We start from the raw sequence: 25,916 nt of genomic DNA on the forward strand, positions 1-25,916 counted from the left end.
TTGGTTATGCATCGCCGAATCACCGGAAGGCTCGTGATCGCCACCCACAATCCCGGCAAGCTTGCCGAGATGCGGGAGCTGCTGGCACCGTACGGTGTCGAAGCGGTATCCGCCGGTGAGCTCGGCCTCGCCGAGCCCGAAGAGACCGGCGACAATTTTCGCGCCAATGCGGCGATCAAGGCGATCGCGGCGGCCAAGGCGACGGGATTGCCAGCCTTTGCGGATGACTCCGGACTCGTGGTCGACGCGTTGGACGGGGCGCCGGGCATCTATTCGGCGCGCTGGGCCGGCGAGGGCAAGGACTTCATGGCGGCGATGACGCGGATCGAGCGCCTGCTGCAGGAGCGCGGCGCTACCACGCCGGATCGCCGAAGTGCACATTTCGTTTCCGCGCTGTGCGTGGCGTGGCCGGACGATCATCTCGATGAGGTCGAGGCCCGCGTCGATGGAACCTTGGTCTGGCCGCCGCGCGGCACGGCCGGCTTCGGCTACGATCCGGCCTTCCTGCCTGACGGCCACGCGCGGACATTTGGCGAGATGACCAGCATCGAGAAACATGGCCTGCCGCCGCTCGGCCTTGGCCTGTCGCATCGCGCGCGCGCCTTCGTGAAGCTCGCGGAGATCTGCCTTGAGCCGCACTGAACGAGCAGCCTTCGGCGTCTACGTGCACTGGCCGTTCTGCCTGTCGAAATGCCCGTATTGCGATTTCAACAGCCATGTGCGGCATGCGCCGGTCGACGAAGAGCGCTTCGTGCGCGCCTTTGCTCGCGAGATCGAGACGACGGCGGCGCGCGTTCCGGGCCGCGAGGTCTCCTCGATCTTCCTCGGCGGCGGCACGCCCTCGTTGATGCAGCCGCAAACCGTCGGGGCGGTGCTCGATGCGATCGGCAAGCACTGGTCGGTGGCGCGCGATGTCGAGGTCACGCTCGAGGCCAATCCGACCAGCGTGGAGGCGACGCGCTTTCGCGGCTATCGCGCAGCCGGCGTCAACCGCGTCTCGCTCGGCGTGCAGGCGCTCGACGACGCATCGCTGAAGGCGCTGGGGCGCCTGCATACCGCGCGCGAGGCGCTCGATGCGGTGGCGATCGCGCGCTCAGCGTTCGATCGTTACTCCTTCGACCTGATCTATGCCCGGCCCGAGCAGACGCCGCGGACGTGGGCGAGCGAATTGAAGCAGGCGATCTCGGAGGCGGCCGAGCATTTGTCGCTCTATCAGCTCACGATCGAGGAAGGCACGCCGTTCTTCGGGTTGCATGCCGCCGGAAAGCTGCAGACGCCCGATGAAGCGACCGCACGCGTGCTCTACGACGTGACGCAGGAGGTCTGCGCGCGCGAGGGCTTGCCCGCCTACGAAATCTCCAATCACGCCCGTCCAGGCGCGGAGTGCAAGCATAACCTCGTCTATTGGCGCGGTGAGGAATATGCCGGCATCGGCCCCGGCGCACATGGCCGACTCGACATCGATGGTGTCAGGCACGCGACCGCCACGGAGCGACGCCCCGAGGCATGGCTGCTGAATGTCGAGGAGCGCGGTCACGGCGTCGTCACCGACGATAGCCTCAACAGCGAGGAGCGCGCCGACGAGTTTCTGCTGATGGGGCTGCGGCTCGCCGAGGGCATCGATCCCGAACGCTATGCGGCGCTGTCAGGTCGCCAGCTCGACCCGCACCGCATCGCCGTGCTGCGCGAGGAGGGCGCCATCGCCGTCGATGGCGACGGTCGGCTGCGGGTGACGAAGTCGGGCTTCCCGGTGCTCGACGCGGTCGTTGCGGATTTGGCGGCTTAGGCGCACGCTGCCGAAATATCGAAAACAACCCCATGCAAAGGAGCTGGCGGGTGCCGGCGCTTGACCCGTCGGGCAAATCAGGGATGGCCCGTGCCTGACGAGAATTAGAGCGTTTTCGAGCGAAGTGGATACCGGTTCGCGTGAAGAAAACGCGTCAAAACAAGAATCTAGAGCTTCGGTTCTGATTCAATCAGAACCGAAATTGCTCTAGGCGCCGAAGCTCTTTGGTGAGCCGGCGACGGCTGTGCTGCCACCCGATGCCACCTTCATGACGGCAAGGCCGCGTTCGTTGGTTCCGTCGGAGCGGAAACGGAACAGGCCGTCAATGCCGGCAAAGCCGGAAGGGTTGGTCAGCGTTTCCGGTGCAAAGCGCTGCGCACCCTGCGTACGTGCCAGCGCCGCGACCAGCGCGACGGCATCGTAGGCGAGCGTCGCGGTGCGCACCGGCTCGCCGCCGAACTTAGTGCGGTAGCGACCCGCGAAGCCGCGGAAGCCGGCCGGATCGGGCGCCGCATAGAGGCCGCCTTGCAAGACAGGGCTCGCGAACACACGCGGATTGTCCCATAGCCCCGTACCAAGGAGCTGGATGTTGTGCAGATTGGCGCCGGCCGCGGTCAGCGCATCGGCGGTGGCGACGACCGAATCGCCGTCGTCGGCAAGCAGGAGTGCATCGGCCTGACCAAGTGTCTGCGCCACATTCCGCGCCGGCGTCGCGCGATCGGCGCCGTATTTCTCGAACACGACGAGGCGGCCGTTCTTGCGACTGACCGCCTGCTTGAAGGCGGCCTCGACCACATTACCGTAGGCGTTATCAGGGACCATCGCTGCAAAGGAGCGCTTTCCGATACCGGACGCATAGTCGACGATGCGATTGATATCGGACTCCGGCAGGAAGCTCAGGAGATAGACGCCGCGGCCGGCGACGCTCGAGTCGGTCGAGAACGCGATCACGGAGATTCCGCGTTGCCGCGTCAGTTGCGCCGCGGCCGGCACTGAGCCCGCGAACAGCGGCCCGAGAATGATCTCGGCTCCCTCGGACAGCGCCTGCTGGGTTCCCTGCGCCGCGCCCTGTGCGCTGCCGCCATCGTCCTTGATCAGGAGCTGAATGTTCGGATTCTGAAACTCCGCCAGCGCCATCTCGGCGGCATTCCGCATCGACTGCGCGGCGACGCCCGCATTCCCCGTCGCCGACAGCGGCAGGACCAGCCCGACCTTGACCTGCCCCGTTCCGATCGCTTGCGGCTGTTGCGGCGGTCCTGAAGGCCCGGCCTCCGGGGTGGAGAATTGATTGAGCGTTTGCTGGATGCCCGAGCAGGCCGCCAGCAGGGGCGCACCCACGATAAGGCCAAGCGCGGTCCGCCGGGTCGCGCCCGACGGCGGTGACTTGCGGTGATGCGGGCGTACCATCGTCTCTCTTCTCTTGACCGACCGTGATCGGCCAGGATCTCCATCCAGCCCTGATCAGGCCGGTGGATTCAGGCATATTGTCGGCGAATAGTTAACCAAAACAAAAGGATTATGGCCGTGCCGGATGCTTGCCGGCAGGCTCCGGTTTCTCGGTTCGGCTGCGCTCAGCCACGCCGCTACTGGTGTAGCGCAAGCACGGCCGTCCCTCTAGATTGTCATTATGCGCACAAAAGCCAGTTCCTTGTACGGCCCCGAGGCCACCGCTGGTTCTTCGACCAGGACCTTTTCCGTCGGTGGCCAGATACTGGCGGCCCCCAAGGCGGCGCCAGGGCTGCATCTGGTGGCGACCCCGATCGGCAATCTCGCCGATATCACCCTGCGCGCGCTGGAAACGCTGGCCGGTGTCGACCTGATCGCCTGCGAGGACACCAGGATCACGCGCCGCCTGACCGAGCGTTACGCGATCGGCGCCGAACTGCAACCCTATCACGAGCACAACGCTGCGCAGGCACGACCGAGGATGCTGGCGCAATTGGCGCAAGGTGCCTCGATCGCACTGGTTTCGGATGCCGGCACCCCCTTGATATCAGATCCTGGCTTCAAGCTGGTGCGCGAGGTCTGCGCCGCCGGGCATCGGGTGATCGCAGTCCCCGGACCGTCGTCGGTGCTGACGGCATTGTCGGTCGCGGCGCTGCCGACCGACCGGTTTTTCTTTGAAGGATTCCTTCCGGCCAAAGAGCATGCTCGCCGAGCGCGGCTCGGCGAGCTCGCTAGGATCGATTCGACCCTGGTGATGTTCGAATCCGGCAATCGCGTGCAGGAGAGCTTGCGCGATCTCGCCGCGGTCATGCCCGGGCGCGATGCTGCGATCTGCCGCGAGCTGACCAAGCTGCACGAGCAGGTCACGCGCGCGCCGCTCGCCGAGCTCGCGGCGGCCGCGGATACGCTGGAAACGCGCGGCGAGTTCGTGCTGGTGGTCGGACCGCTGCCTGACGATGCCGGGGTGATGGATCAGGACGCGCTGGATGAGCTGTTGCGCGCCCAGCTCGCGCGCGGCAGCGTCAAGGATGCGGTTGCTCATGCCGTCGAACTTTCGGGCCGGCCGCGCCGCGAGGTCTATGCCCGCGCGCTCGAGCTCGCGAAGGACAGCAGGGACGGCGATGGCGAAGACTGAAGGCGCTTCCCCCGAACGCGTCGTGGCATTCCGCACCGGCATCTCCGCCGAAAGCCGCGCCGCCGCCTATCTGATGGCCAAGGGTTATCGCATCCTCGCCAAGCGCTTCCGGACCCCCTACGGCGAAATCGATCTGGTGGCACGCCGGCGCAGCCTGTTGGCCTTTGTTGAGGTCAAGGCCCGTCCCAGCCTCGACGAGGCCGCCTATGCGGTGACGCCGCGCCAGCAGCAGCGCATCATCAATGCTGCCCAGGCCTGGCTGATGGCGCATCCCGAACATGCCGAATTTGATCTCAGATTCGATGCCGTGCTGATTGCGCCGAAGAGCCTGCCGCGCCATCTGTTAGCGGCATTCGACGCAAGCCCTTAATGTGACCTCCAGACTCGCGGGATCAGCCCTATGAAATTGAACGTCGCCGTCCAGATGGATCCTATCGCGCGCATCAACGTCCGCGGCGATTCGACCTTTGCGCTGCTGCTCGAAGCGCAGAAGCGCGGCCACGGCATCTCTTATTACACGCCGGACAAGCTGTCGCTGCGCGGCGACGAGCTGGTGGCGCCGGTGCAGCTTCTCACTGTACGCGACGAGGTCGGCAATCACTTCACGCTCGGCGAGCCGAAGCGGGAGCCGCTCAACGCTTTCGACGTGGTGCTGCTACGGCAGGATCCACCCTTCGACCTCGCTTACATCACCTCGACCCATCTGCTCGAGCGCATCCATCCGAAGACCCTGGTCGTCAACGACCCGGCGGCCGTGCGCAACGCACCGGAGAAGCTGTTCGTGATGAATTTCCCGCAGCTCATGCCGCCGACCCTGATCTCGCGCGACCTCGACGAGATCAATGCGTTCCGCGATCAGCACGGTGCCGTCGTCATGAAGCCGCTGCACGGCCATGGCGGTGCCGCGGTGTTCCGTGTCATGCCGCAGGATATGAATTTCGGCTCGTTGTTCGACATGTTCTCGGTCACCTTCAAGGAGCCGTGGGTAATCCAGCGCTTCCTTCCCGAGGTGAAGCATGGCGACAAGCGCATCATCCTGGTCGATGGCGAATTCGCCGGCGCCGTCAACCGCGTGCCGGCGACCGACGATTTGCGCTCGAACATGGTGCGCGGCGGCGCGGCCGCGGCGACCGAGCTCTCGGACCGCGAGCGCGAGATCTGCACCACGCTCGGACCCGCGCTCCGCAAGCACGGGCTGATGTTTGTCGGGATCGATGTGATCGACGGCAATCTCACCGAGATCAACGTCACCTCTCCGACCGGTATCCGCGCGGTTCAGCGGCTCAACGGCCCCGACATCGCGGCAAAGATCTGGGATGTCATCGAGGCCAAGCGCGCCGCCAAATAAGCTTTCCTTATTCGATGCGGCACATTCCGGTTGCGCTCCAGATAGATCTCTGACGCGTCTTCCATCGCCTTATTCTTCTTGCCAGCTTGCGCGGGCGAGCGCAGCATCCTGTTGCCTGCGTCAGGTCAAGCGGCGGGCCGTCGCGGGCGACAACGCGAAATAATCTCATAAAGATTGTGGAGGAAGACGTATGACACTCAATGTCTCACGACGATCCTTGCTCGCGCTCGGTGCCGGTCTCGGCGCCAGCACCATGCTCGGCGGCACCGCGGTCGCGCGCGCGCCGAAGCTCGGCACCCAGACGCCCTATTGGCACCGCTTCGAGCTCGGCGATGCCGAGATCACCGTCGTATCGGACGGTCCGCTGCCGCTTGGCGATCCTTCCGGCACCTTCACCGGCGTGCCGAAGGAGCAAGTGAAGCAGATGCTCTCCGACAACTTCCTGTCGCCCGACAACGTCGTGCTCGAGCAGAACTCGCCGATCGTCAACACCGGCGACAAACTGATCCTGTTCGATACCGGCATGGGCACGTCGCAACTGTTCGGCCCAACCACCGGCCGGCAGCAGAAGAGCATGCAGGAAGCCGGCATCAAGCCGGAGGACATCGATGCTGTCGTGCTCTCGCACGCGCATATCGACCATATCGGCGGCATCGTCGATGCCAACAACAAGCCGCTGTTCCCCAACGCGCAGTACTATATCGCGCAAAGCGATCTCGATTTCTGGACCGACGAAGGCAAGATGGGCGGTGCGCTGAAGGACTTCATCGTCCACGCCCGCAAGAACCTGCTGCCGGTGAGGGACCGCCTGGTGTTCTTCAAGGACGGCCAGGAATTCCTGCCCGGCGTGCAGGCGATCGCAGCGCCCGGCCACACCGTGGGCCACACCATCTTCATGGTGAGCTCGGGCGGCAAATCCTTCGCCTTCCTCGGCGACCTCTCGCATCATGCGGTGCTGTTGCTCGAGAAGCCGCGGATGGAGTTCTCCTACGACACCGACCCGAAACAGGCGGCGCAATCGCGGGTGAGGCTGTTGGAGATGCTGGCGGCCAACAAGACGCCGGTGATGTCCTATCATTTCGCCTGGCCGGGCTACGGCCACGTGGCCAAGGCCGGCGACGGCTTCCGGTACTATCCGGAGCCGATGCAGATGACACTGTAACGAACCTCTTGAGGATACATTCGGGGGCGATCACCGTCCCCGAATGGTCCCGTCGAACGAGGTGCTCCAGATTGAGGCGTCCGGTCTATTCGGCCGGCGCGAAACGTTCTCCGGCGGGCGGCGCGACCTCTCGTCGCGAGGCGACGCGCGCTCGGCGTTTGCGCCACCAGATCACGACACCGGTCACCGACAGCGCCGCGACGACGAGCCCCATCAGCGAAATCAGGATCCGCCCGGGCAAGCCAGCGATCCGGCCGGAATGCAACGGAAACTGCATCTGCACGAAGACATCGGCTGCGGTGCCGACCCATGGCAGTCGCTCGCCGAGCGGACGGCCGTCCTCGCTGTCGTAATAGAGCTGGGCCGGGCCGACGCCCGCGGCGCCGTGCTCGTCACCGGGCTCGAAGAACGCGACGGCATAGACCCCGTGCGCCGGGCCGTAATTGATCGAACCGATCGGCGTCGTCCAGCCCCGCGCCTTGCCGTCGACGGCGGCGCGCGCGGCGATCTCAGCATAGGTCACCTTCGGCTCGATCGGATCGTCGAGATGGCGGTATGGCCGCTGCTCATAGGGGGTCGGCGTATAGCTCGATACGGTTTTCATCAGCGGCGAGAACACCTCGAAATAGAGATTCAGCGAGAATGCCGTGAACGCGATCACGAACAGCAGCGCCCAGGTCCATAGGCTGAAAGCGCGATGGATGTCGAAATTGATTCGATACGCGCTGCCGGAGGTCTTGATCTTCCAGGCCGGCGCCCAGCGAGCCCAGAAGCTCTTGCCCCGGCCCGCTGCCGCCGCCGCTTGTTGCGGCCTTGCGCGATGGCGCGACGGCAGCGTCAGGTAGAAGCCAACGAAGCAATCGATGGTCCAGATCACCGCGATGATGCCGAGGAAGCGCATGCCCCAGCGATCGCTGCCCCAAAATTCGGGGATGTGCATCGTATAATGCAGCTTGTAGAGAAACGAGACGAAGTTCTCGCGGCTGACCGGCCAGACCGCGCCCCAGTAGCGTCGCCCCAGTTCGGCGCCGGTGTTCGGATCGAGGAACACCTGGTTGTAGTCGAGGGTGTAGCGCTTGCCGGTCGCCGGATCGATCCGCGGCAGCACGAAGAACCATAGCGATTCGCCCTTCTCGGCCGTCATGAACATATGGACGACGCGGGCACGCGGATCGCGCTGCTCGATCAGCTTGACCAGCTCGACCGACGGGATGGCCGGTCCAGAACTCGTCACCTCGAACAGCTTCCTGTTGAGGACGTCATCGATCTCGTGATCCCACGAGATGATCGCACCCGTGACGCCCGAAAAAAACAGGAAGACCGCCGTGAGGAGCCCCGCCCAGCGATGCAGCCGTCCGAGCATCGGTCTCATGGCGATCACCATCGATAGGTCAGCTTCGCGATCGCCTTGCGGCCCTCGGCGTAGAAGCAGCTTGTGTCGCCGTAACAGGCGGCGACGTAGCGCGTATCGGCAAGGTTGGTGACGTTAAGCGAGAGGCGGTAATTGTCCCTGGTGTAGGCAACCAGCACATCGGCGACCGTGGAGGCCGGCACCTTGAAGGTGTTCGCGTCGTTGCCGAACGTCGATCCGACATAGCGGACACCAGCGCCGAACTGCACGCCGGCGAGCGGTCCACCCTGAACCGTGTAATCTGCCCACAGCGAAAAACGGTTAAGCGGCACGGTGGGCGGTGCCTTGCCGACGTTGACTGGATCCCTGGTGACGACCGCGTCAATGTAAGCGTAGCCGCCGCGGATATTGACGCCCTCGACGAGCGTCGCGGTGCCTTCGAGCTCAATGCCGCGCGATCTCACTTCGCCGGTCTGCTCGGCGAAGTAGGATGGCGGCGCGTAGGTGACGACGTTGGAGCGGGTCAGATCGAAGGCCGCCAGCGTGATCAGCGCGTTGACGCCGACCGGCTGATACTTGACGCCGACTTCGTACTGCACTCCGGTTTCCGGCTTCAGCAGCTCGCCGGCGGCGTTGATGCTCAGCACCGGCAGGAACGATTCCGAATAGCTGAAATAGGGCGCGATCCCGTTGTCGAAATTGTACATGACGGCGGCTCGGCCGGTGAACGCCGAGGCGTCCGTCGAGGTCGACGTCCGCGCCAGGTTGTTGTCGAGGCCGGTGGTGACGAAATCCTGCCGCCCGCCGAGCAAGAACGACAGCCGTCCGAGCTTGATCTGGTCCTGCAGATACAGACCCGCCTGCGACTGCTTGATGCCGGTGTCGTCGTATGGACCGTTGTTGGTCCAGCTATTGGTGTAGACGGGCGCGAAGACGTTGATCTTGCCGGTGCTGAAGCTGGAGGCCATGTCGCGGAACGACGTGTTGCGATAGTCGATGCCGAACAGCGTCGTGTGACTCAGGATGCCGGTGACGAACTTGCCTTGAAGCTGGTTGTCGACCGCGAAGGAATTGATCGTCGATGCGCCACCGGCGCCGCCGCGCGACAGCAGGCCGGCGGCTTCGTCGGCGGCCGAGGCATAGCCGGTGCCGTAGAAGCTCTTCTGCTCGTTGTGCATCCACGAATAGCGCAGGTTCTGGCGGAAGGTCAGCGCGTCGTTGATGTCGTGCGACAGCATGTAGCCGGCGGAAGATTGCTCGGTATCGAACTGGTTGAAGCCGGGCTCGCCCACGAAACGCGTATTCGGAATGAAGCGGCCGTTATTAGCCCATACGGTGCCGGACGGCGGCAAGAACTGCAGGCCCCAGCCTGTCCGCTCCTTCTGGTAGTTCGCCAGGAAGGTGATGGTGGTGTCGTCGTTCGGCTTGACCGTGACGGCCGGCGCGACGAAGACGCGGCTGTCCTTGGTGTAGTCGACCTGAGTCTCGCCGTCGCGCGCGACGCCGGTCAGGCGCCACAACACCGTACCTTCCTTGTTGGCGGGGCCGCCGACGTCGAATTCGCCCTGGTAGCGATTGAAGCTGCCGCCGGACAGCGACACCTCACCGAACTCGCGTGCGGTCGGAAGCTTGCTCACATAGTTGAGGATGCCGCCGGTGCCGCTGCCGCCGAACATCGCGGAGGATGGTCCCTTCAACACTTCGAGGCGCTCGGCGCCGTAAGGATCGAGCCCGAGGAAGTGCACGTAGTTGCTGCTGGGCAGCCGCAAGCCGTCGAGATAAAGGCCGGGCATCGTCAAGTCGAAGCCGCGAATCTGCAAGCCGCCGAAGCGGGTGTCCGAGCCGCCGTTGACGTCTCCGCTGACTCCGGCGGTGTAGCGCAATGCGGCGCCCACCGACTCCGCGCCCTGGTTCCTGATCTGATCTGTCGTGACGACCGAGATCGATTGCGGCGTTTCGAGCAGCGGCGTGTCGGTCTTGGTCGCAGTCGCCGAACGCGTGGCAACGAAACCGACCACCGGACCGCCGGCGCGCTCTCCCGCGCCAGACCCGGCAACGGACGCAGGCGAGTTCGTCTCGCGCAGTGGCTGCGGTGCGCGATTGGGACGGCTCGCGCGCGCGGCCGCCGCGCGACGGCTGGGCTTTGCAGCGGTCGTGTTCGTGCGCGTCTGAGGCGCATCCACTGTCACCGGCGGCAATGCCGATTGCGCATCGGCTTCTTCGATCGCCGCGCCGGTTACAAACGCGGCGGCGGTGCATAGACCGATCGTTCGCAAGACTGGATGTTGACGAATGGAATGCGAAACGAGTCTGTCGATCACGCGAAGGCGCCCCTGATGTCAGTCCGGATGTGGATTTGTGATCCGGCTCTACAGCGGGGAGCGCGAGAGTACAGATGTCGGTCGTTGGAATAGGTCGAGACTGCGCGGCGCCAAACGTGGTGATTGCTGAAACAGAAGGGAAATCGGCGACGCGCTGCGACAATGTGCCCGCGACGCGGCGGACGTTGTGGAGCGGCTCCTGCGGACCTTCGTCGATGCGATCGATGGTCAGGGTCACGCGTCGTTTGCATGACGATGCCGACACCATGGCTCCGATCCAGAGTTGGTGTGACGGCGATGCATGGGACACCGGGCAGCAAACACTCCAGTCGTTCCCGTAATGTTCTTGCACTTGGCGCCGGGTTCCGCTACCTTCGATTGCGGAAGATAGGGGCAGTATGGTCCAACGCGTTTCTACCGTCGCTTTTGAGGGGATCGAGGCCCGCGCGGTCGACGTGCAGGTGCAGGTCGCACCCGGCCTGCCGGCGTTTGCGATCGTCGGTCTGCCCGACAAGGCGGTCTCGGAGGCCCGCGAGAGGGTGCGCTCGGCGCTGATCGCCTCGGGCCTGGCGCTGCCGGCGCGCCGCATCACCGTCAACCTCGCGCCGGCCGACCTGCCCAAGGAAGGCAGCCACTACGATCTGCCGATCGCGCTCGGGCTGATGGCCGCGATCGGGGCGATCCCGCCGGACGCCCTCAACGGCTTTACCGTGCTTGGCGAACTCGGGCTCGATGGATCGATCGCGCCGGTCGCGGGTGTGCTGCCCGCCGCCATCGGCGCCAATTCGCGCGATGAGGGGCTGATCTGCCCGGCGGCGTGCGGCTCGGAGGCCGCATGGGCGAGCCCGGACATCCAGATCATCGCGGCGAACTCGCTGATCCAGATCGCCAATCATTTCAAGGGCACGCAGCTTCTGTCGCGCCCCCAGCCGAAAGTGCACGAGCGCGAGGAAGCGCTGCTCGACCTGCGGGATATCAAGGGCCAGGAGAGCGCCAAACGCGCGCTCGAGATTGCGGCCGCCGGCGGGCATCACCTGTTGATGATGGGCTCGCCGGGCGCCGGCAAGTCGATGCTGGCGGCACGGCTGCCCTCGATTCTGCCGCCGCTGTCACCGTCGGAGCTGCTTGAAGTCTCGATGATCGCCTCGGTCGCGGGCGAGATCCGCGACGGTGCGTTGACGGCGCGGCGTCCGTTCCGCAGTCCGCATCATTCTGCGAGCATGGCTGCGCTGACCGGCGGCGGCATGCGCGCAAAGCCCGGCGAGATCTCGCTCGCGCATCAGGGCGTGCTGTTCCTCGACGAGCTGCCGGAGTTTGATCCGCGGGTGCTGGATTCGCTGCGCCAGCCGCTGGAAAACGGCGAGGTCGCGGTGAGCAGAGCCAATCATCGCGTCACCTATCCAGCGCGGTTCATGCTGGTGGCGGCAATGAACCCGTGCCGTTGCGGCCATGCCTATGAGCCAGGCTATTCCTGCAAGCGCGGCCGACTCGACCGCTGCACCGCGGACTACCAGATGCGGATCTCCGGTCCGCTGATGGATCGCATCGATCTGCGGATCGAGGTGCCGGCCGTGACCGCAGCGGATCTGATCCTGCCGCCGCCATCCGAAGGATCGGCCGAGGTTGCCGCACGCGTCGCGGCCGCACGCGACATCCAGCGCGCACGCTACGCCGCGGCCGGCATGCCGCACGTGCGCACCAATGCGGAGGCGCCGAGCTCGCTGCTCGATATCATCGCGCAGCCTGACGCACACGGGCAGAAGCTGTTGCGGGAGGCGGCCGACAACATGCACCTCACGGCGCGAGGCTATCACCGCGTGTTGCGGGTGGCGCGCACGCTGGCCGACCTCGACGGCGCCGAGACGATCGGCCGCCTGCATCTCGCCGAAGCACTGTCCTACCGGGCGCTCGCCGACGATCTGCGCCGCGCCGCCTGAGCTGTCCCGTTTCGCGCCGGACACCGCTCCGCGTCAACGCGGTGGTAACGAGTTTTATTTACGCTCCGCAAACCATAAGTCCCCGCAACCTGCGGGAGCTCCGGTCGAGCGAGTAGCGTCATGTTGCGTTTCAAGGTTCTGGCCTCGGTGGTCCCCCTGGCCGCGGCCGCAGTGTTTGCCCGCGCCGAGATCTTGCCTGGCTCTCGGCCCTGCATCGAAGTCGGCAGCGCCGCGCTGCAGATCGCTTCGATCCCCTGGCTGGCCCAGCTTCACGTCAGCTTCACCGACGATCCCCGCCTTGCCACCGTCAGGGTCCGGATCGCCGACAGTGCCGAGAATGCCGATTTCACCGTGATCGACGACGTCGACGACAGCGAAGCCGGCGCCTGCGCGAGCAGCGCCATGCCGCAGTTGATCGCGATTTCCAGCGATCCGTCGCCAAGCGATCCAGTCATCTATCTTGCGCATGACGGCCCGTCCGACTATCGCGTCTTCGTGCAGTCGAAGACCTTCTCGGCGCGCGACGCCGCAGCGTTGATCGTCAGCGCGCGCGGCAGCCACCGCAGCCTCGAGGCGGCGTCGCTCTGATCTGGCGCGCCCCGAATTAACCCTTCGCTAACCCTGTTCTCGGGGCGGCAAGAAACCCTCGGCGGCCTCAAGCACTTTGCAACGTCGCCGGACGCATCGTGCCCGACGGATCAAGCTATCTCAGGGCCACCGTTGATGGGGCGTTTCCTCAGGATCAAGTTGCGCCTGCGTCGTTTCCTGCGACGCCATTCCTGGATCACGTTGATCGTCCGCTCGTTTATGATTTTCTCCGCGGCGTTCGGCGGCGCCTTTGGATTCATCACCGGCATTCTTTCGGATAAGAGCTACGATCCGCACCTGTTCGCCATCGGCGTCAGCTTCCTGTTCGCGCTCGCCTGCCTCTGGATCGTCACGCAGGGCATCCGGCTGCGCCTCATGCGCAAGAAGCTGCGCACGATCGCCTCGCACAACGAGGCAATGGCCGATCGCAATTGGGAACTGCAGGAGGCGGAGCAGCGCGTCAGCAATCTGTTCGAAGCCCAGGGCGACCTGATCGTGCTGCGCGACCACGAGGGCCGCATTACCTACGCCAATGACGCCTATTGCGAGTTGGCGCAGGTTCCGCGCGACAGCTTGATCGGCAGCGCGGTCTCGCTGAAGGTGCTCGAACAAGGCGAGGTCGCGCTCGAACCCAACGGCACGCGCGTCTACGATCAGAGGATCGAGGGACCGCTCGGTGCGCGCTGGATCGCCTGGCGCGAAGGTTTCGTTCGCAACAACGCCGGAATGCCGGCGGAGGTGCAGAGCGTCGGCCGCGACGTCACCGATCGCACCGAGACCGAGCGCGCGCTCGGCGAAGCACGCGATCAAGCCGATGCCGCCAACCGGGCCAAGTCACGTTTCCTGGCGATGGCCAGCCACGAGATCCGCACGCCGCTGAATGGGATCATCGGCATGAGCGGACTGTTGATGGATACATCGCTGACGCCGGAGCAGACGACCTATGTCAAGGCGGTCAAGACGTCGGGCGACGCGCTGCTCGCGCTGATCGAGGAGTTGCTCGATTATTCCAAGGTCGAGGCCGGCAAGATCGATCTCGAGCACCGCCCCTTCGCGCTATCCGGCCTGATCGAGGACATCACCGAGTTGCTGGCGCCACGCGCGCAAGCCAAGGGCATCGAGATCGCGGCCTATGTCGACGAACGTCTGCCGCTGCAGGTGATCGGCGACGCCGCGCGGCTGCGGCAGGTGCTGCTCAACCTCGCCGGCAACGCCATCAAGTTCACTGCAACAGGTGGAGTTGCCCTGATCGTCGAGCCCGGCATCTCGCCGAGCGAGATCAGCTTCCTGGTGCGCGACACCGGAATCGGCATCGCGCCGGAAGCCCAGCAGCGGATTTTCCGCGAGTTCGAGCAAGCCGACGAACGCATTGCGCGCAGCTATGGCGGCACCGGCCTCGGCCTCTCCATCAGCGACCGCATCGTCAAGCGGATGGGCGGGCGGATCGGACTCGCGAGCACGCCCGGTTCCGGCTCGACATTCGAGGTGTCGATCCCGCTTGCCGCGGCCGAGACCGGCGAGGCCAACACGTTCACTGCGCCGGATCTCTCGAACCAGTCGATCATGCTGATCGCGCCGCAGAGCATCGAGGTCGCGCTGATCTCGCGGCGGCTGGAGCGCTGGGGTGCACAGACCTCGATCGTAACCGATGCCGAGGTGGCCGAGGCGTTGTTGCCGGAGCGAAGCTGGCACGCGATCCTGATCGACCACGCGCTCGGTACCCCCGCGATGGAGGCGCTTGCCAATGCTGCCCGCAGCCATGCGGTCCACCGGATCGTGATGTTCACGCCTGCGACGCGGCAGGAACTGCTGGCATCCTCGACGCCCGCCTTCACCGGCTACCTGGTCAAGCCGCTGCGTGCGTCGTCGCTCGTCGCGCGCCTGACCGCATCGCCGGAAGTCGCGGCGCCGAGCCTTGCGATGGAAGCGCTGGCCGAGCCTGCAGCCGCGGCGGCCCAACTGCCCGACAAGGGACTCTCGATCCTGGTCGCCGAAGACAATGAGATCAACGCGCTCTTGATGCGCTCGCTGCTCAGCCGTCTCGGCCACACCGCGCTCATCACCACCAACGGCGAGCAGGCCATGGAATCCTGGTTGTCGGCCAAGTCCGCCGGCACGCCATATGATCTCGTGCTGATGGATATCCAGATGCCGCGCCTCAACGGCATCGAAACCACCAAGCGCATCCGCGCGCACGAAGCCGGCGAGCCCGGACGCCGGACGCCGATTCTGGCGCTCACCGCCAACACGCTGGTGGAAGACCGTTACGCCTGCTTCGAGGCCGGCATGGATGGCTTCCTGATCAAGCCGCTCGATCGCGACAAGCTACAAGAGGCACTTGCGGGACTGGCCGCCTCGCGGCATCTCGCGGCGTAGACGACGACAAATTGATCGTCGTCCCTGCGAAAGCAGGGACCCATAACCACCGAACCTTGCCATGCGAACGATTGCGGCCACAGCCAGCAGGCGACGAACACCTGTGGCTATGGGTCCCCGCGTTCGCGCTAGGGCATCTACACATCTTTGGGGCGCGACAGATTGACTCGGGACGGCATGATGTGCGGTCGCCGCAGCGACTTGTATGATTCTCTGTCTGGCGTTTTGATTCGAAGGAGCGCCAGAGATGCAGCAGGAACCGGATTTGTCCCTTGGCAAGTTTGGAGACGTTCGCCTTGATAAAAGGGGGCGGCGCTTCTCCGGGCTGTGCTTTGCACGCGCAACGTCTGTTTGCGCCAGATGGCGCAGGGCGACTGGGCTGCGAACATGGCGTTCTGGCGGTTTGTGAACAATCCACGGGTCACGACCGACAAGCTGGTTGAAGGCTGGAGCCTGCAGACGTCAGCCGCGGTCAGCGGGCGACATGTGCTGGCAATCCAAGATACCAGCGAGATCAAGTTCCACACCCGTCCGGGACATCGGCGCGGCTTGGGCAAGGTCGGCAAAGGCAACGCGCGTGGCGTGCTGCTGCATGCCATGATGGCAGTCGATGCCGACAGCGGGGTCTGTCTCGGGCTCACTGGCGGCAAGGTGTGGACGCGCAAGCGCACGGCGAAGATCGCTCACGAGAAGCGAGCCTTGGCCGACAAGGAGTCGGCGCGCTGGGTGACGACCGCTGAGCAAGGCCGCGATGTTCTGGCCGCAGCTGGTATGATCACCGTCGTCAACGACCGCGAGGGAGATTTCTTCGCCCACTGGGCGCTGACGCCCGCTGACAATGTCCACCTTCTGTCGCGCGCCATGCACGACCATGCGCTGGTCGATGGCGGCACGCTTTATCAGGCAGTCGGGCGGGCCGGCTTCTGCGGCAAGGCGGTGATCGATCTGCCGCAGCGGATGGATCGCAGCGCTCGCCAGGCCCACCTCTCCATGTGCTTTGGAACCGTTGTGCTCAAACGGCCGCAGCGCCCCGGCGTGAAAGACTTGGCGGAGGGCGTCAAAGTCAGCTTCGTCGAAGTCGTCGAGTTGCACCCCCCGAAGGGCGCCCAGCCCATTCATTGGTTGCTCCTGACCACCCATCCGGTCGCCACCGCCGCCGATGCCTGGCGGATCGTCTCCTGGTACAAGCAGCGCTGGATCATCGAGCAGCTCTTCCGCTCGCTGAAGAGCCAGGGTCTGCGCATCGAGGATAGTCAGCTCGACAGCGCTGAAGGCCTGATCAAACTGGTGGCGATCGCCACCAGAGTGGCATGTCTCGTCATCCAGCTTGTCCAAGCCCGCAATGGCGGTGAAGAATTGCCGGCCGAATTTGTGTTCACGCCGGACGAGATCGACGCGCTCAAGGCCATCAATAAAACCCTGAAAGGCCGCACCGAGCTCCAGAAGAACCACCATCGCCCCAACACTGCCTGGGCGGCGTGGATCATCGCAAAGCTCGGCGGATGGACCGGCTACGCCTCGCATCGCCCACCTGGACCAATCACCTTCCACATCGGGATGGCTCGCTTCCAAATCCTCGTATACGGCACCGCAAACGTGTAGATGCCATAGCGCGTTCGCGGGGACGACACCTATGATTTGGTCCGCTTGCGCGGCAACGGCTACAGCCGCCGCAGCGCCACCGATTGCACCACGTGGTCGGCGCCCTTCTTCAGGATCAGCGTCGCGCGCGGCCGCGTCGGAAGAATGTTGTCCTCGAGGTTGGCGAGGTTGGTGCGCTCCCAGATCGCGATCGCGGTTGCTGTCGCTTCCTCGTCCGACAGCGGCGCATAACGGTGGAAGTAAGACCGGGGATCGGTGAACGCGGTGTCGCGCAGCGCGAGAAAGCGCGTGATGTACCACTGCCGCAATGCCGATTCGTCGGCATCGATGTAAACAGAGAAATCGAAGAAATCGGAGACGAACGGCACCGCCTTGCCGTCGCGCGGCAGCCTTCCGGTCTGCAGCACGTTGACGCCCTCGACGATCAGGATGTCGGGCTGGTCGATCTCGACCCACTTGTTCGGCACGATGTCATAAGTCAGATGCGAATAGACCGGCGCGCGCACGCGACGCCGTCCGGCCTTGATGTCGCTGAGGAAGGACAGCAGCGTCGGCAGATCGTAGCTTTCCGGAAAGCCCTTCTTCTGCATGATGCCCTGCCGCTCGAGCACGGCATTCGGATAGAGAAAACCGTCGGTCGTGATCAGGTCGACCTTCGGCCGCGGCGACCAGCGCGCCAGCAGCGCCTGCAGCACGCGGGCGGTGGTGGATTTGCCGACGGCCACCGAACCGGCGACGCCGATGATGTAGGGCATCTTGCGATCGCGGATGCCGAGGAACTGGCGCTGCGCATAGTACAGGCGCTGCGTGGAATCGACGTAGATGGAGAGCAGCCGCGAGAGCGGCAGGTAGATGTCCTCGACCTCCTGCAAATCGAGGCGATCGTGCATCGACCGCAGGCGGTCGAATTCGCCGGGCTCCAGCGTCATCGGCGTGTCGTCGCGCAGACGCGCCCACTGCTCTCGCGTGAAGATACGATAGGGATTGTATTGCTGATCTGGTGCCCGGATATCCATGAGACCGTTCCTCGATCAATCGCGCTTGCGCGACGCCTTTTCTTCCAATCCGGACATCGACGTGCGCTTCTCCAGCGCCGCCTCGACATCCTCCAGCTTCACGCCACGGGACTTCAACAGAACCAGCAGGTGAAACACCAGATCGGCGCTCTCGGCGATGAGGTGATCGCGATCGTTTTCGATCGCGGCGATCACCGTCTCGACCGCCTCCTCTCCCAGCTTCTTGGCGCAATGCGCCGTGCCCTTGTCGAGCAGCTTACGGGTATAGGACGCCTCGCCGCCCGCTGCAGCACGGGCATCAATGGTGGCGGCCAGATCGTGGACCGTGAAACGCGACATTGACTCAACTCAACCGTGAGCACTCGGCACCGTCCGAGATGCACGCCCCAACTGGGCTTAGCATTTTTGTGACAAGGAGTCCTAGCTCAAGCGCTAGGGATCGAGCCGCATCGGCAGCCCGGCGCGCACCATGTGATCCTTGGCTTGGCGGATGGTAAATTCCCCGAAGTGGAAGATCGAGGCAGCCAGCACGCCAGTGGCATGACCCTCACGGACGCCATCGACCAGATGGTCGAGATTGCCGACGCCGCCGGACGCGATGACCGGTATGGGAACACTGTCGGCGATCGCTCGGGTCAAAGGCAGGTCGAAGCCCTGCCGGGTGCCGTCCCGATCCATTGACGTCAGCAGGATTTCGCCGGCGCCGAGCGCGACGACCTCTTGGGCATATTCGATGGCGTCGATGCCGGTGGCATTGCGTCCACCGTGGGTGAAGATCTCCCAACGGTCCGATCCGCCGGCGCGCTTGACCCGCTTGGCATCGATCGCGACCACAATGCACTGCTCGCCGAACTTTTCGGCCGCCTCCTTCACGAACTCGCGCCGGCTGACGGCAGCCGAATTGATCGAGACCTTATCAGCGCCGGATCGCAGCAGGGTCTTGATGTCGTCGACGGTGCGCACGCCGCCGCCGACGGTCAGCGGCATGAAGCAGGCTTCCGCCGTCCGCCGCACCACGTCCAGCATGATGCCACGGTTCTCGTGGGTCGCCGTGATGTCGAGGAAAGTGAGCTCGTCGGCGCCGGCGGCGTCATAGGCGATCGCGGCCTCGACCGGATCGCCGGCATCGCGCAGGTCGACGAAATTGACGCCCTTCACCACGCGCCCGTCCTTGACGTCGAGGCAGGGGATCACGCGAACCTTGAACATGGTCTTCTCCTAGGCCGCAGTCCGAGCGCTCTTGATCAGCTCAAGCGCGGCGGCCGGATCGAGCCGTCCATCGTAGAGCGCGCGGCCGACAATGGCGCCGGCGAGCTTTTTGGCGCGCGGCGCGAGCAGCGCCTTGACGTCGTCGATCGAGGCAAAGCCGCCGGAGGCGATCACCGGAATCGAAATACGATCGGCGAGCGCGATCGTGGCATCGAGGTTCAGCCCCTTGAGCAGGCCGTCACGGGCGATGTCGGTGAAGATGATGGCAGCGACGCCGGCATCTTCGAAACGCTGCGCGATCTCGAGCGCCGTCACGTGCGAGGTCTCCGCCCAGCCTTCGACCGCGACCTTGCCATCTCGCGCGTCGAGGCCGACGGCCACCCGGCCGGGGAATTTCTTCGCCGCACCCTTCACCAGTTCGGGATCGCGCACCGCGGCGGTGCCGATGATCACCCGGGTGATACCCTTGTCGAGCCAGGCTTCGATGGTGTTGAGGTCGCGGATGCCGCCACCGAGCTGCACCGGCATGGTGACGGCCTTCAGCATCGCTTCCACAGCGTGCGCATTCATCGGCTTGCCGGCAAAGGCACCATCGAGATCGACGACATGCAGATATTCGAAACCCTGCGCAGCGAAGCTGCGAGCCTGCGCCGCCGGATCGAGATTGAACACGGTGGCACGCGCCATGTCGCCCTGCTCCAGGCGCACACACTGGCCGTTCTTCAGATCAATCGCGGGAAAGAGGATCATGCTCTGTTGCCTGCTCCCTCCCCCCTTGTGAGGGAGGGTTGGGGTGGGGGGTAGCCGCGGACACCGTGCTTGTGACTTACCCCCCTCCCGAATGCTTCGCATTCGACCTCCCCCACAAGGGGGGAGGTAGCTAGAGGTACGGCCATCACGGCTTCCACTTCAAGAAATTCGAGATCAAGGCGAGGCCGAAGCGCTGGCTCTTCTCGGGGTGAAACTGGGTGCCAATGGCGGTGTCCTTGGCCACGATCGCGGTCACCGGCCCGCCATAGTCGGCGCGCGCCAGCACATCGGCTTCATCGGCGGCGGCAAGGTGGTAGGAGTGCACGAAATAGGCGTGCCGGCCCTTGGGACCGAGCGGCAATCGCTCCAGCACCGGATGCTCGCGGGCCAGATCGAGCGTATTCCAGCCCATGTGCGGGACCTTGAGGCTTTCATCACGCGGCTCGATCTTGACGACGTCGCCGGCGATCCAGTTGAAGCCCTCGGTCGTGACATGCTCCTTGCCACGCGTTGCCATGAGCTGCATGCCGACGCAGATGCCGAAGAACGGCCGCGCCTTGATCCGGACCGCCTCAGTGAGCGCTTCCAGCATGCCGTCGACAGCGTCGACGCCGTGCCGGCAGTCGGCAAAGGCGCCGACACCGGGCAGCACGATACGATCAGCGCGATACACCGCATCGGGATCGCGCGTCACCTTGATCGCTTGCGGATCCTCCATGCTGCGCGCGGCGCGCTCGAACGCCTTTGCCGCGGAATGCAGATTCCCGGAGCCGTAGTCGATGATTGCAACGGTCATCGCGATCCTCCTGGCTCTGGAAATAATCCGATAATGCTGCCTTGCGGCGGCAGTGGTGGTTTTGAGAACGGCTGGCCCGGAATAGTCCGCGTCGGCGGCGGGCCGCCGCGGTCGACCGACCATTGATCGTTGACGATGCCGCGATGGCGAGCGGCCCAGCGCTCGAAGAAGCGGCGCTCGGCGGCTTCCTCATCATCGGCCACGACGATGTCGAGCTGCCGCCATTTGCCCCGCGACAATGTCCAGCGTCGCAGGCTGGCCGCCTCGAATCCCATCAGCAGCATCAGCACCAGGTCGACGAAGAAGATCGCGCCGCGCCCAATGCCGAGCCTGGCCAGCCCGAAATCGATGGCGAAGCTGAGGATGATCCAGCCGACCAGCGCCAGCCACAGCCGGTTCCAGGCAAGCCAGATCACGCTCGCGACGGCGGCCCAGAAATGGAATCCATCGCGTACAAAAGTGAACTTGTCGGTCGCCGCAAGATCGGCGCTGTCAGCCACGGGGGCATGCACTGTGTAGACCGGCATCGAAAGCTCCGCCGAGGATAGTCCGTCTTCTTGAGCATGAACTGCCGGAAACCGGTACCTGGTTTTTCCGGACTATGCTCCAGTATCAGCCGCCGAGCTGACCCTTCGTCGAGGGCACCTCGCCCTGATTGCGCGGATCGACCGCGACCGCCGTTCGCAGCGCCCTGGCCAAACCCTTGAAGCAGGATTCGGCGATATGGTGGCTGTTCTCGCCATATAGGGTCTCGACGTGCAGAGTCACACCGGCGTTCATCGCGAACGCGTTGAACCACTCGCGAACCAGCTCGGTGTCGAACTCGCCGATCTTGTCGCGCGGGAATTCGACCCTGAACACCAGCATCGGGCGGCCGGAAATATCGATCACGACGCGCGACAGCGTCTCGTCCATCGGCATATGGATCGAGGCATAGCGGGTGATGCCGGCCATGTTGCCGAGCGCCTGCTTCATGGCCTGTCCGAGCGCGATCCCGACGTCTTCGGTGGTGTGGTGATAATCGACATGGAGATCGCCATCCGCCTTCACCGTGATGTCGATGCGCGAATGCCGGGCCAGGAGGTCGAGCATATGGTCGAAGAAGCCGATCCCGGTCGAAACCGTGGATACGCCTGCTCCGTCGAGGTTGACCGTCACCTCGATGTCGGTCTCCTTGGTCTTGCGCTTGATGGTTGCCGTGCGCATGAAAATGAGCTTTCCCGTGCCGAAAACGCCGGTCTTTTAACAGGCCGATGTCACCTTCGCTACTGCGGGATGACGTCGAATTGACCAGACTTCCGACCATGATGACCGGAATTTCTTGCCAAGTCGTCCGATTGTAACCCCCTGTCCGACCGCCTAAATCTGCCCCAGAGAGAGGTAACCTATGCAACCATCCCCAAACGAGCTGCCGGTCTGGCATGGCACCACGATTTGCACGGTCCGCAAGGGCGGCAAGGTGGTGATCGGCGGCGACGGGCAGGTCTCGATCGGCCAGACCGTGATCAAGGCCAACGCCAAGAAGGTCCGGCGGATCGGCAAGGGCGACGTGATCGGCGGCTTTGCCGGAGCGACCGCCGACGCCTTCACCCTGTTCGAACGGCTCGAGGGCAAGCTGGAACAATATCCGGGCCAGTTGACCCGGGCGGCCGTCGAGCTCGCCAAGGATTGGCGCACTGACCGCTACCTGCGCCGCCTCGAAGCGATGATGATCGTCGCCGACAAGGACGTCTCCCTGGTGCTGACCGGCACCGGCGACGTGCTGGAGCCGGAGGCCGGAATCATGGCGATCGGCTCGGGCGGCAACTATGCGCTTGCTGCCGCGCGCGCGCTTTTTGACACCGACAAGGACGCCGAGACCATCGTGCGCCGTGCGCTCGATATCGCCGCCGACATCTGCGTCTTCACCAACCGGAACGTAACGATCGAAACTGTCGGCGGCTGAGCGTGGCCGGTCTCTACCACTTTCGTTCGATGACGTCGGCCGACCTGCCGCAGCTCGAGCGGTGGCTTGCGTTGCCGCACGTCCGGGAGTGGTGGGGCGACCCGGCTGAGCAATTCGCCTTGGTCCGCGGTGACATCGACGAGCCCGCGATGGACCAGTTCATCGTCTCGGCCGACGATGGCGAATTCGGCTACATCCAGTGCTATGACGTAACGGCCTGGGAGTCCGGCTTCGGGCCGCAGCCAAACGGCACCCGCGGCATCGACCTCTTCATCGGCGAGCCCGGCATGATCGCGCGCGGCCACGGCTCCGCCCTGATCCGCGCTTTTGTCGACAGATGGCTGGCGCTGGAGACGCCGCGGGTGGTGACCGACCCCAATCCGGCCAATGCACGCGCGGTACGCGCTTATGAAAAGGCGGGCTTCCGCAAGACGACCATGATCGACACGCCCGACGGACCGGCACTGCTGATGGTCCGCGACAGATGATGCTGACGCCGCAGGTCCGGAACAGTGCTTGCCGACAGAGTTCTTTCAACCTAGCTAGAGCCAATGACCGACTTCTCCCCCCGTGAAATTGTTTCTGAACTTGATCGCTTCATCGTCGGCCAGGCCGATGCCAAGCGCGCGGTATCGATTGCGCTGCGCAACCGCTGGCGCCGGCTGCAGCTCGACGGTTCCCTGCGTGAGGAGGTTCTGCCGAAGAACATCCTGATGATCGGACCGACCGGCGTCGGCAAGACCGAGATCGCGCGGCGGCTTGCCAAGCTCGCGGGCGCGCCGTTCCTCAAGGTCGAAGCCACCAAGTTCACCGAGGTCGGCTATGTCGGCCGCGACGTCGAGCAGATCATCCGCGACCTCGTCGAGGTGGCGATCGCGCAAACCCGCGAGCGCAAGCGCAAGGACGTCCACGCCCGCGCCCAGCTCGCCGCCGAGGAACGCGTGCTGGATGCGCTGGTGGGGCCGGCGGCTAGCGCCGGAACGCGCGAATCGTTCCGCAAGAAGCTGCGCGCCGGCGAGCTCAACGACAAGGAAATCGAGATCGAGACACAGTCCACGGGCGGCATGCCTATGTTCGAGATTCCCGGCATGCCGGGCGCCCAGATGGGCGCTATCTCGCTCGGCGATATCTTCGGCAAGATGGGCGGACGCAGCAAGACGCGCCGCCTGACCGTCGAAGGCTCGCACGAAATCCTGGTCAACGAGGAATCCGACAAGCTGCTCGACACCGATCAGTTGGTGCAGGAAGCGATCAGCGCAGTCGAGAACAACGGCATCGTCTTCCTCGACGAGATCGACAAGATCTGCGTGCGCGAGAACCGTGCCGGCGGCGGTGACGTGTCGCGCGAAGGCGTGCAGCGCGACCTGCTGCCGCTGATCGAAGGCACCACGGTCTCGACCAAGCACGGCGCGGTCAAGACCGACCACGTCCTGTTCATCGCCTCCGGCGCGTTCCACATCGCGAAGCCGTCCGACCTACTGCCCGAGTTGCAGGGCCGCCTGCCGATCCGCGTCGAGCTGCAGGCACTCACCCGCGACGACATGCGCCGCATCCTGACCGAGCCCGAGGCGTCGCTGATCAAGCAGTATGTCGCGCTGATGAAGACCGAGGGCGTGACCCTCGATATCACCGACGCTGCGGTCGACGCGCTGGCCGACGTCGCGGTCGCCGTCAACTCGACGGTCGAGAATATCGGTGCGCGGCGGCTGCAGACCGTGATGGAGCGGGTGCTGGATGACATCTCCTTCACCGCGCCGGACCGCCACGGCGAGACCATCCAGGTCGATGCAGACTACGTCACGAAGCACGTCGGCGATCTCGCCAAGAATGCGGATCTGAGCCGGTTTATTTTGTAGGCATTACAGCTAAGATCGTCGTCCCTGCGAAAGCAGGGACCCATAACCACCGGCGACCATTGTCGAAGCGAGTAGCAGCTCCAGCCCACGCCAAGCGCATGGCTGTGGTTACGGGTCCCGGCTCGCGCTTCGCTTGGCCGGGACGACGATGAACCTGAATTCGGGACTGACGAAAAATCCCTGGCGCGTGATGCTTGGCGTCAACGCCGCCCTGCTGGTCGGGCTATTCTTTTACAAGATCACGCTGCGGCCGTTCGTCCCCTACATCCACCTGCTGGTCGACTACCACTACGGCTTCACCAAACGCGCACTGATCGGCGCAATCGTCTCCCTGTTCACCGACAAGGTGCCGGTGTGGCTGGTGTTTGCACTGGGTGGCGCCATCTGGCTGGTGACGCTTGGCCTGTTCGTCGAGCTGTTCCGCCGTACCTTCAGGCTCGACGACGCACATTGGCCGCTGTTCGTCTTCACCGCGGGATCGCCGTTCTTCCTGAAGAACTTCATGTTCTCGCTCGGCCATTTCGACATCTATGGCTGCGCGCTGACCATCGTGCTGCTGCTGATCCCGGCGCGCTCGATTTCCTATGTGCTGCTGGCCGCGCTGTTCTCGATCGTGCTGATCCTGATCCACCACATCTTCGTCCTGATGTATGTGCCGACGATTGCGGCCATCGTGGTGCTGCGCTTCTATCTGGTGCAGGGGGTGACATTGCGGAACGTAGTGGCGGGCATCGCGGCGTTGGCCGCGGTCGGCATTCTCTTCCTGGCCGCGCAGTTCCTCGGCACCGTCGACGTGCCCTACGACGAATTCCTCCGTCACCTGCAGAGCCGGATGGCCGATCCGTCGCGAACCGACCTGCTTGAGTTCGGCTATATCTGGTACCAGCCGCTGGCCAAGGAGATCACCGATACCTGGGCGCGCATGCCCTCGAACATCCTGGGCGTTCCGGTGTTCGCGCTGCTGATCTGGCTGCACACGCCGCTCTGGCGTTATTTCGCGCGCCTGATCGACGCGCTTGCAAGCGAGCGGCACCGCCGCATCGTGGTCGCCGCGATCATCATGATCAGCGCCGGCTTCTTCGTCATGTTCGTGATGGTGTTCGATTACTCGCGCTGGATCTCGAACTGGGCGGTCTGCATGTTCCTGATGCTGCACGCCGTGAAGACGCTGCCCGCTTCGAAGGAGGTGCCGGTGATCGCCTCAGACGATCGCAGGACCACGACGCTCGGCTGGATCGTCACGGTGATCCCGCGCGTCGGGATCATCAGGCCTTTTTAGCCATTTTTGGTTC

The 25,916-nt window shown here is 64.5% G+C and carries 24 protein-coding genes; 14 read left to right on the plus strand and 10 right to left on the minus strand.

The window, feature by feature from the left end; genetic code table 11:
- Positions 1–6 precede the first annotated feature (6 nt).
- Together rdgB and hemW are read left to right on the plus strand one after the other, a co-directional pair.
- Positions 7–642, plus strand: a complete 636-nt coding sequence (rdgB, locus tag P6U30_RS00835) for an RdgB/HAM1 family non-canonical purine NTP pyrophosphatase (protein ID WP_407149548.1) — start codon at positions 7–9, stop codon at positions 640–642.
- On the plus strand, positions 629–1,786 hold the full coding sequence (gene hemW / locus P6U30_RS00840; protein ID WP_407167695.1) for a radical SAM family heme chaperone HemW: 1,158 nt from the start codon (positions 629–631) through the stop codon (positions 1,784–1,786). The genes rdgB and hemW overlap by 14 nt, the downstream gene beginning before the upstream one ends.
- 207 nt (positions 1,787–1,993) lie before the next feature.
- Here the strand turns inward: hemW and P6U30_RS00845 are convergent, their stop codons facing one another.
- Positions 1,994–3,193, minus strand: a complete 1,200-nt coding sequence (locus P6U30_RS00845; protein ID WP_407167696.1) for a penicillin-binding protein activator — start codon at positions 3,191–3,193, stop codon at positions 1,994–1,996.
- A 220-nt stretch (positions 3,194–3,413) separates the two neighbouring features.
- Here P6U30_RS00845 and rsmI point away from each other — a divergent pair, with 220 nt between their 5' ends.
- From rsmI to P6U30_RS00865, 4 genes are all read left to right on the plus strand, one after another.
- Complete coding sequence (gene rsmI / locus P6U30_RS00850) at positions 3,414–4,367, plus strand: 16S rRNA (cytidine(1402)-2'-O)-methyltransferase (protein WP_407167697.1); 954 nt, start codon at positions 3,414–3,416, stop codon at positions 4,365–4,367.
- Entirely contained in the window at positions 4,354–4,737 is a 384-nt protein-coding gene (locus tag P6U30_RS00855; protein ID WP_407167698.1) for a YraN family protein, read from the plus strand. The genes rsmI and P6U30_RS00855 overlap by 14 nt, the downstream gene beginning before the upstream one ends.
- 30 nt (positions 4,738–4,767) lie before the next feature.
- Complete coding sequence (gene gshB, locus P6U30_RS00860) at positions 4,768–5,715, plus strand: glutathione synthase (protein ID WP_407167699.1); 948 nt, start codon at positions 4,768–4,770, stop codon at positions 5,713–5,715.
- 190 nt (positions 5,716–5,905) lie between these two features.
- On the plus strand, positions 5,906–6,877 hold the full coding sequence (locus P6U30_RS00865; RefSeq protein WP_407167700.1) for an MBL fold metallo-hydrolase: 972 nt from the start codon (positions 5,906–5,908) through the stop codon (positions 6,875–6,877).
- Positions 6,878–6,962: 85 nt separating this feature from the next.
- Here the strand turns inward: P6U30_RS00865 and fsrB are convergent, their stop codons facing one another.
- Both fsrB and P6U30_RS00875 read right to left on the minus strand, forming a co-directional pair.
- Positions 6,963–8,249 carry a siderophore utilization protein FsrB gene (gene fsrB / locus P6U30_RS00870; protein ID WP_407167701.1) on the minus strand — a complete coding sequence of 429 codons (1,287 nt, stop codon included), beginning with the start codon at positions 8,247–8,249 and terminating at the stop codon, positions 6,963–6,965.
- A 5-nt stretch (positions 8,250–8,254) separates the two neighbouring features.
- A complete protein-coding gene (locus P6U30_RS00875) occupies positions 8,255–10,246 on the minus strand; it encodes a TonB-dependent siderophore receptor (RefSeq protein ID WP_407167702.1) in 1,992 nt (663 codons plus the stop codon).
- A 701-nt stretch (positions 10,247–10,947) separates the two neighbouring features.
- Between P6U30_RS00875 and P6U30_RS00880 the strand changes: the two genes are divergently transcribed.
- The 4 genes from P6U30_RS00880 (at position 10,948) to P6U30_RS00895 (ending at position 17,052) form a co-directional block, all read left to right on the plus strand.
- Positions 10,948–12,486, plus strand: coding sequence for a YifB family Mg chelatase-like AAA ATPase (locus tag P6U30_RS00880; protein ID WP_407167703.1), 1,539 nt, complete (start codon positions 10,948–10,950; stop codon positions 12,484–12,486).
- A 120-nt stretch (positions 12,487–12,606) separates the two neighbouring features.
- Entirely contained in the window at positions 12,607–13,074 is a 468-nt protein-coding gene (locus P6U30_RS00885) for a hypothetical protein (protein ID WP_407167704.1), read from the plus strand.
- Between the two features lie 135 nt (positions 13,075–13,209).
- Positions 13,210–15,450 (plus strand): response regulator, encoded by a 2,241-nt coding sequence (locus tag P6U30_RS00890; RefSeq protein WP_407167705.1) that lies wholly within the window; start codon positions 13,210–13,212, stop codon positions 15,448–15,450.
- 387 nt (positions 15,451–15,837) lie between these two features.
- Positions 15,838–17,052, plus strand: a complete 1,215-nt coding sequence (locus P6U30_RS00895; protein WP_407167706.1) for an IS4 family transposase — start codon at positions 15,838–15,840, stop codon at positions 17,050–17,052.
- 59 nt (positions 17,053–17,111) lie between these two features.
- On the opposite strand, the gene coaA is transcribed toward P6U30_RS00895, so the two are convergent.
- The 7 genes from coaA to hisB form a co-directional block, all read right to left on the minus strand.
- Positions 17,112–18,068, minus strand: coding sequence for a type I pantothenate kinase (coaA, locus tag P6U30_RS00900; protein WP_407149561.1), 957 nt, complete (start codon positions 18,066–18,068; stop codon positions 17,112–17,114).
- A gap of 15 nt (positions 18,069–18,083) precedes the next feature.
- On the minus strand, positions 18,084–18,407 hold the full coding sequence (locus tag P6U30_RS00905) for a phosphoribosyl-ATP diphosphatase (protein ID WP_407149562.1): 324 nt from the start codon (positions 18,405–18,407) through the stop codon (positions 18,084–18,086).
- A gap of 93 nt (positions 18,408–18,500) precedes the next feature.
- The gene (gene hisF, locus P6U30_RS00910; RefSeq protein ID WP_407167707.1) at positions 18,501–19,277 is read right to left on the minus strand and encodes an imidazole glycerol phosphate synthase subunit HisF; all 777 of its coding nucleotides are present in this window, start codon (positions 19,275–19,277) and stop codon (positions 18,501–18,503) included.
- Positions 19,278–19,286: 9 nt separating this feature from the next.
- Positions 19,287–20,027 carry a 1-(5-phosphoribosyl)-5-[(5-phosphoribosylamino)methylideneamino]imidazole-4-carboxamide isomerase gene (hisA, locus tag P6U30_RS00915; protein WP_407167708.1) on the minus strand — a complete coding sequence of 247 codons (741 nt, stop codon included), beginning with the start codon at positions 20,025–20,027 and terminating at the stop codon, positions 19,287–19,289.
- Between the two features lie 145 nt (positions 20,028–20,172).
- Complete coding sequence (gene hisH, locus P6U30_RS00920) at positions 20,173–20,823, minus strand: imidazole glycerol phosphate synthase subunit HisH (RefSeq protein ID WP_407167709.1); 651 nt, start codon at positions 20,821–20,823, stop codon at positions 20,173–20,175.
- The gene (locus P6U30_RS00925) at positions 20,820–21,350 is read right to left on the minus strand and encodes a DUF2628 domain-containing protein (protein WP_407167710.1); all 531 of its coding nucleotides are present in this window, start codon (positions 21,348–21,350) and stop codon (positions 20,820–20,822) included. The genes hisH and P6U30_RS00925 overlap by 4 nt, the downstream gene beginning before the upstream one ends.
- Positions 21,351–21,435: 85 nt before the next feature.
- Positions 21,436–22,029: an imidazoleglycerol-phosphate dehydratase HisB gene (gene hisB / locus P6U30_RS00930; RefSeq protein ID WP_407149567.1), complete on the minus strand. Its 594-nt coding sequence runs from the start codon at positions 22,027–22,029 to the stop codon at positions 21,436–21,438.
- Positions 22,030–22,210: 181 nt separating this feature from the next.
- On the opposite strand from hisB, the gene hslV reads away from it, so the two are divergent.
- The 4 genes from hslV (at position 22,211) to P6U30_RS00950 (ending at position 25,903) form a co-directional block, all read left to right on the plus strand.
- Entirely contained in the window at positions 22,211–22,768 is a 558-nt protein-coding gene (hslV, locus tag P6U30_RS00935; RefSeq protein WP_407167711.1) for an ATP-dependent protease subunit HslV, read from the plus strand.
- 2 nt (positions 22,769–22,770) lie between these two features.
- Positions 22,771–23,256, plus strand: coding sequence for a GNAT family N-acetyltransferase (locus P6U30_RS00940; RefSeq protein WP_407167712.1), 486 nt, complete (start codon positions 22,771–22,773; stop codon positions 23,254–23,256).
- Positions 23,257–23,319: 63 nt separating this feature from the next.
- The gene (gene hslU / locus P6U30_RS00945; protein WP_407167713.1) at positions 23,320–24,624 is read left to right on the plus strand and encodes an ATP-dependent protease ATPase subunit HslU; all 1,305 of its coding nucleotides are present in this window, start codon (positions 23,320–23,322) and stop codon (positions 24,622–24,624) included.
- A gap of 154 nt (positions 24,625–24,778) precedes the next feature.
- A complete protein-coding gene (locus tag P6U30_RS00950) occupies positions 24,779–25,903 on the plus strand; it encodes a hypothetical protein (protein ID WP_407170650.1) in 1,125 nt (374 codons plus the stop codon).
- Positions 25,904–25,916: the final 13 nt, after the last annotated feature.

The organism is Bradyrhizobium sp. ORS 111 (assembly GCF_045571485.1).
In the GTDB taxonomy this organism is placed as follows: Bacteria; Pseudomonadota; Alphaproteobacteria; order Rhizobiales; family Xanthobacteraceae; genus Bradyrhizobium.

Bases quoted from the DNA above. Each gene is read 5' to 3' on its own strand.
- rdgB (WP_407149548.1), top strand. From the start codon at position 7: ATGCATCGCCGAATCACCGGAAGGCTCGTGATCGCCACCCACAATCCC.
- P6U30_RS00845 (WP_407167696.1), bottom strand. From the start codon at position 3,193: ATGGTACGCCCGCATCACCGCAAGTCACCGCCGTCGGGCGCGACCCGG.
- rsmI (WP_407167697.1), top strand. From the start codon at position 3,414: ATGCGCACAAAAGCCAGTTCCTTGTACGGCCCCGAGGCCACCGCTGGT.
- P6U30_RS00855 (WP_407167698.1), top strand. From the start codon at position 4,354: ATGGCGAAGACTGAAGGCGCTTCCCCCGAACGCGTCGTGGCATTCCGC.
- gshB (WP_407167699.1), top strand. From the start codon at position 4,768: ATGAAATTGAACGTCGCCGTCCAGATGGATCCTATCGCGCGCATCAAC.
- P6U30_RS00865 (WP_407167700.1), top strand. From the start codon at position 5,906: ATGACACTCAATGTCTCACGACGATCCTTGCTCGCGCTCGGTGCCGGT.
- fsrB (WP_407167701.1), bottom strand. From the start codon at position 8,249: ATGAGACCGATGCTCGGACGGCTGCATCGCTGGGCGGGGCTCCTCACG.
- P6U30_RS00880 (WP_407167703.1), top strand. From the start codon at position 10,948: ATGGTCCAACGCGTTTCTACCGTCGCTTTTGAGGGGATCGAGGCCCGC.
- P6U30_RS00885 (WP_407167704.1), top strand. From the start codon at position 12,607: ATGTTGCGTTTCAAGGTTCTGGCCTCGGTGGTCCCCCTGGCCGCGGCC.
- P6U30_RS00890 (WP_407167705.1), top strand. From the start codon at position 13,210: ATGGGGCGTTTCCTCAGGATCAAGTTGCGCCTGCGTCGTTTCCTGCGA.
- P6U30_RS00895 (WP_407167706.1), top strand. From the start codon at position 15,838: ATGGCGTTCTGGCGGTTTGTGAACAATCCACGGGTCACGACCGACAAG.
- coaA (WP_407149561.1), bottom strand. From the start codon at position 18,068: ATGGATATCCGGGCACCAGATCAGCAATACAATCCCTATCGTATCTTC.
- P6U30_RS00905 (WP_407149562.1), bottom strand. From the start codon at position 18,407: ATGTCGCGTTTCACGGTCCACGATCTGGCCGCCACCATTGATGCCCGT.
- hisF (WP_407167707.1), bottom strand. From the start codon at position 19,277: ATGTTCAAGGTTCGCGTGATCCCCTGCCTCGACGTCAAGGACGGGCGC.
- hisA (WP_407167708.1), bottom strand. From the start codon at position 20,027: ATGATCCTCTTTCCCGCGATTGATCTGAAGAACGGCCAGTGTGTGCGC.
- hisH (WP_407167709.1), bottom strand. From the start codon at position 20,823: ATGACCGTTGCAATCATCGACTACGGCTCCGGGAATCTGCATTCCGCG.
- P6U30_RS00925 (WP_407167710.1), bottom strand. From the start codon at position 21,350: ATGCCGGTCTACACAGTGCATGCCCCCGTGGCTGACAGCGCCGATCTT.
- hisB (WP_407149567.1), bottom strand. From the start codon at position 22,029: ATGCGCACGGCAACCATCAAGCGCAAGACCAAGGAGACCGACATCGAG.
- hslV (WP_407167711.1), top strand. From the start codon at position 22,211: ATGCAACCATCCCCAAACGAGCTGCCGGTCTGGCATGGCACCACGATT.
- hslU (WP_407167713.1), top strand. From the start codon at position 23,320: ATGACCGACTTCTCCCCCCGTGAAATTGTTTCTGAACTTGATCGCTTC.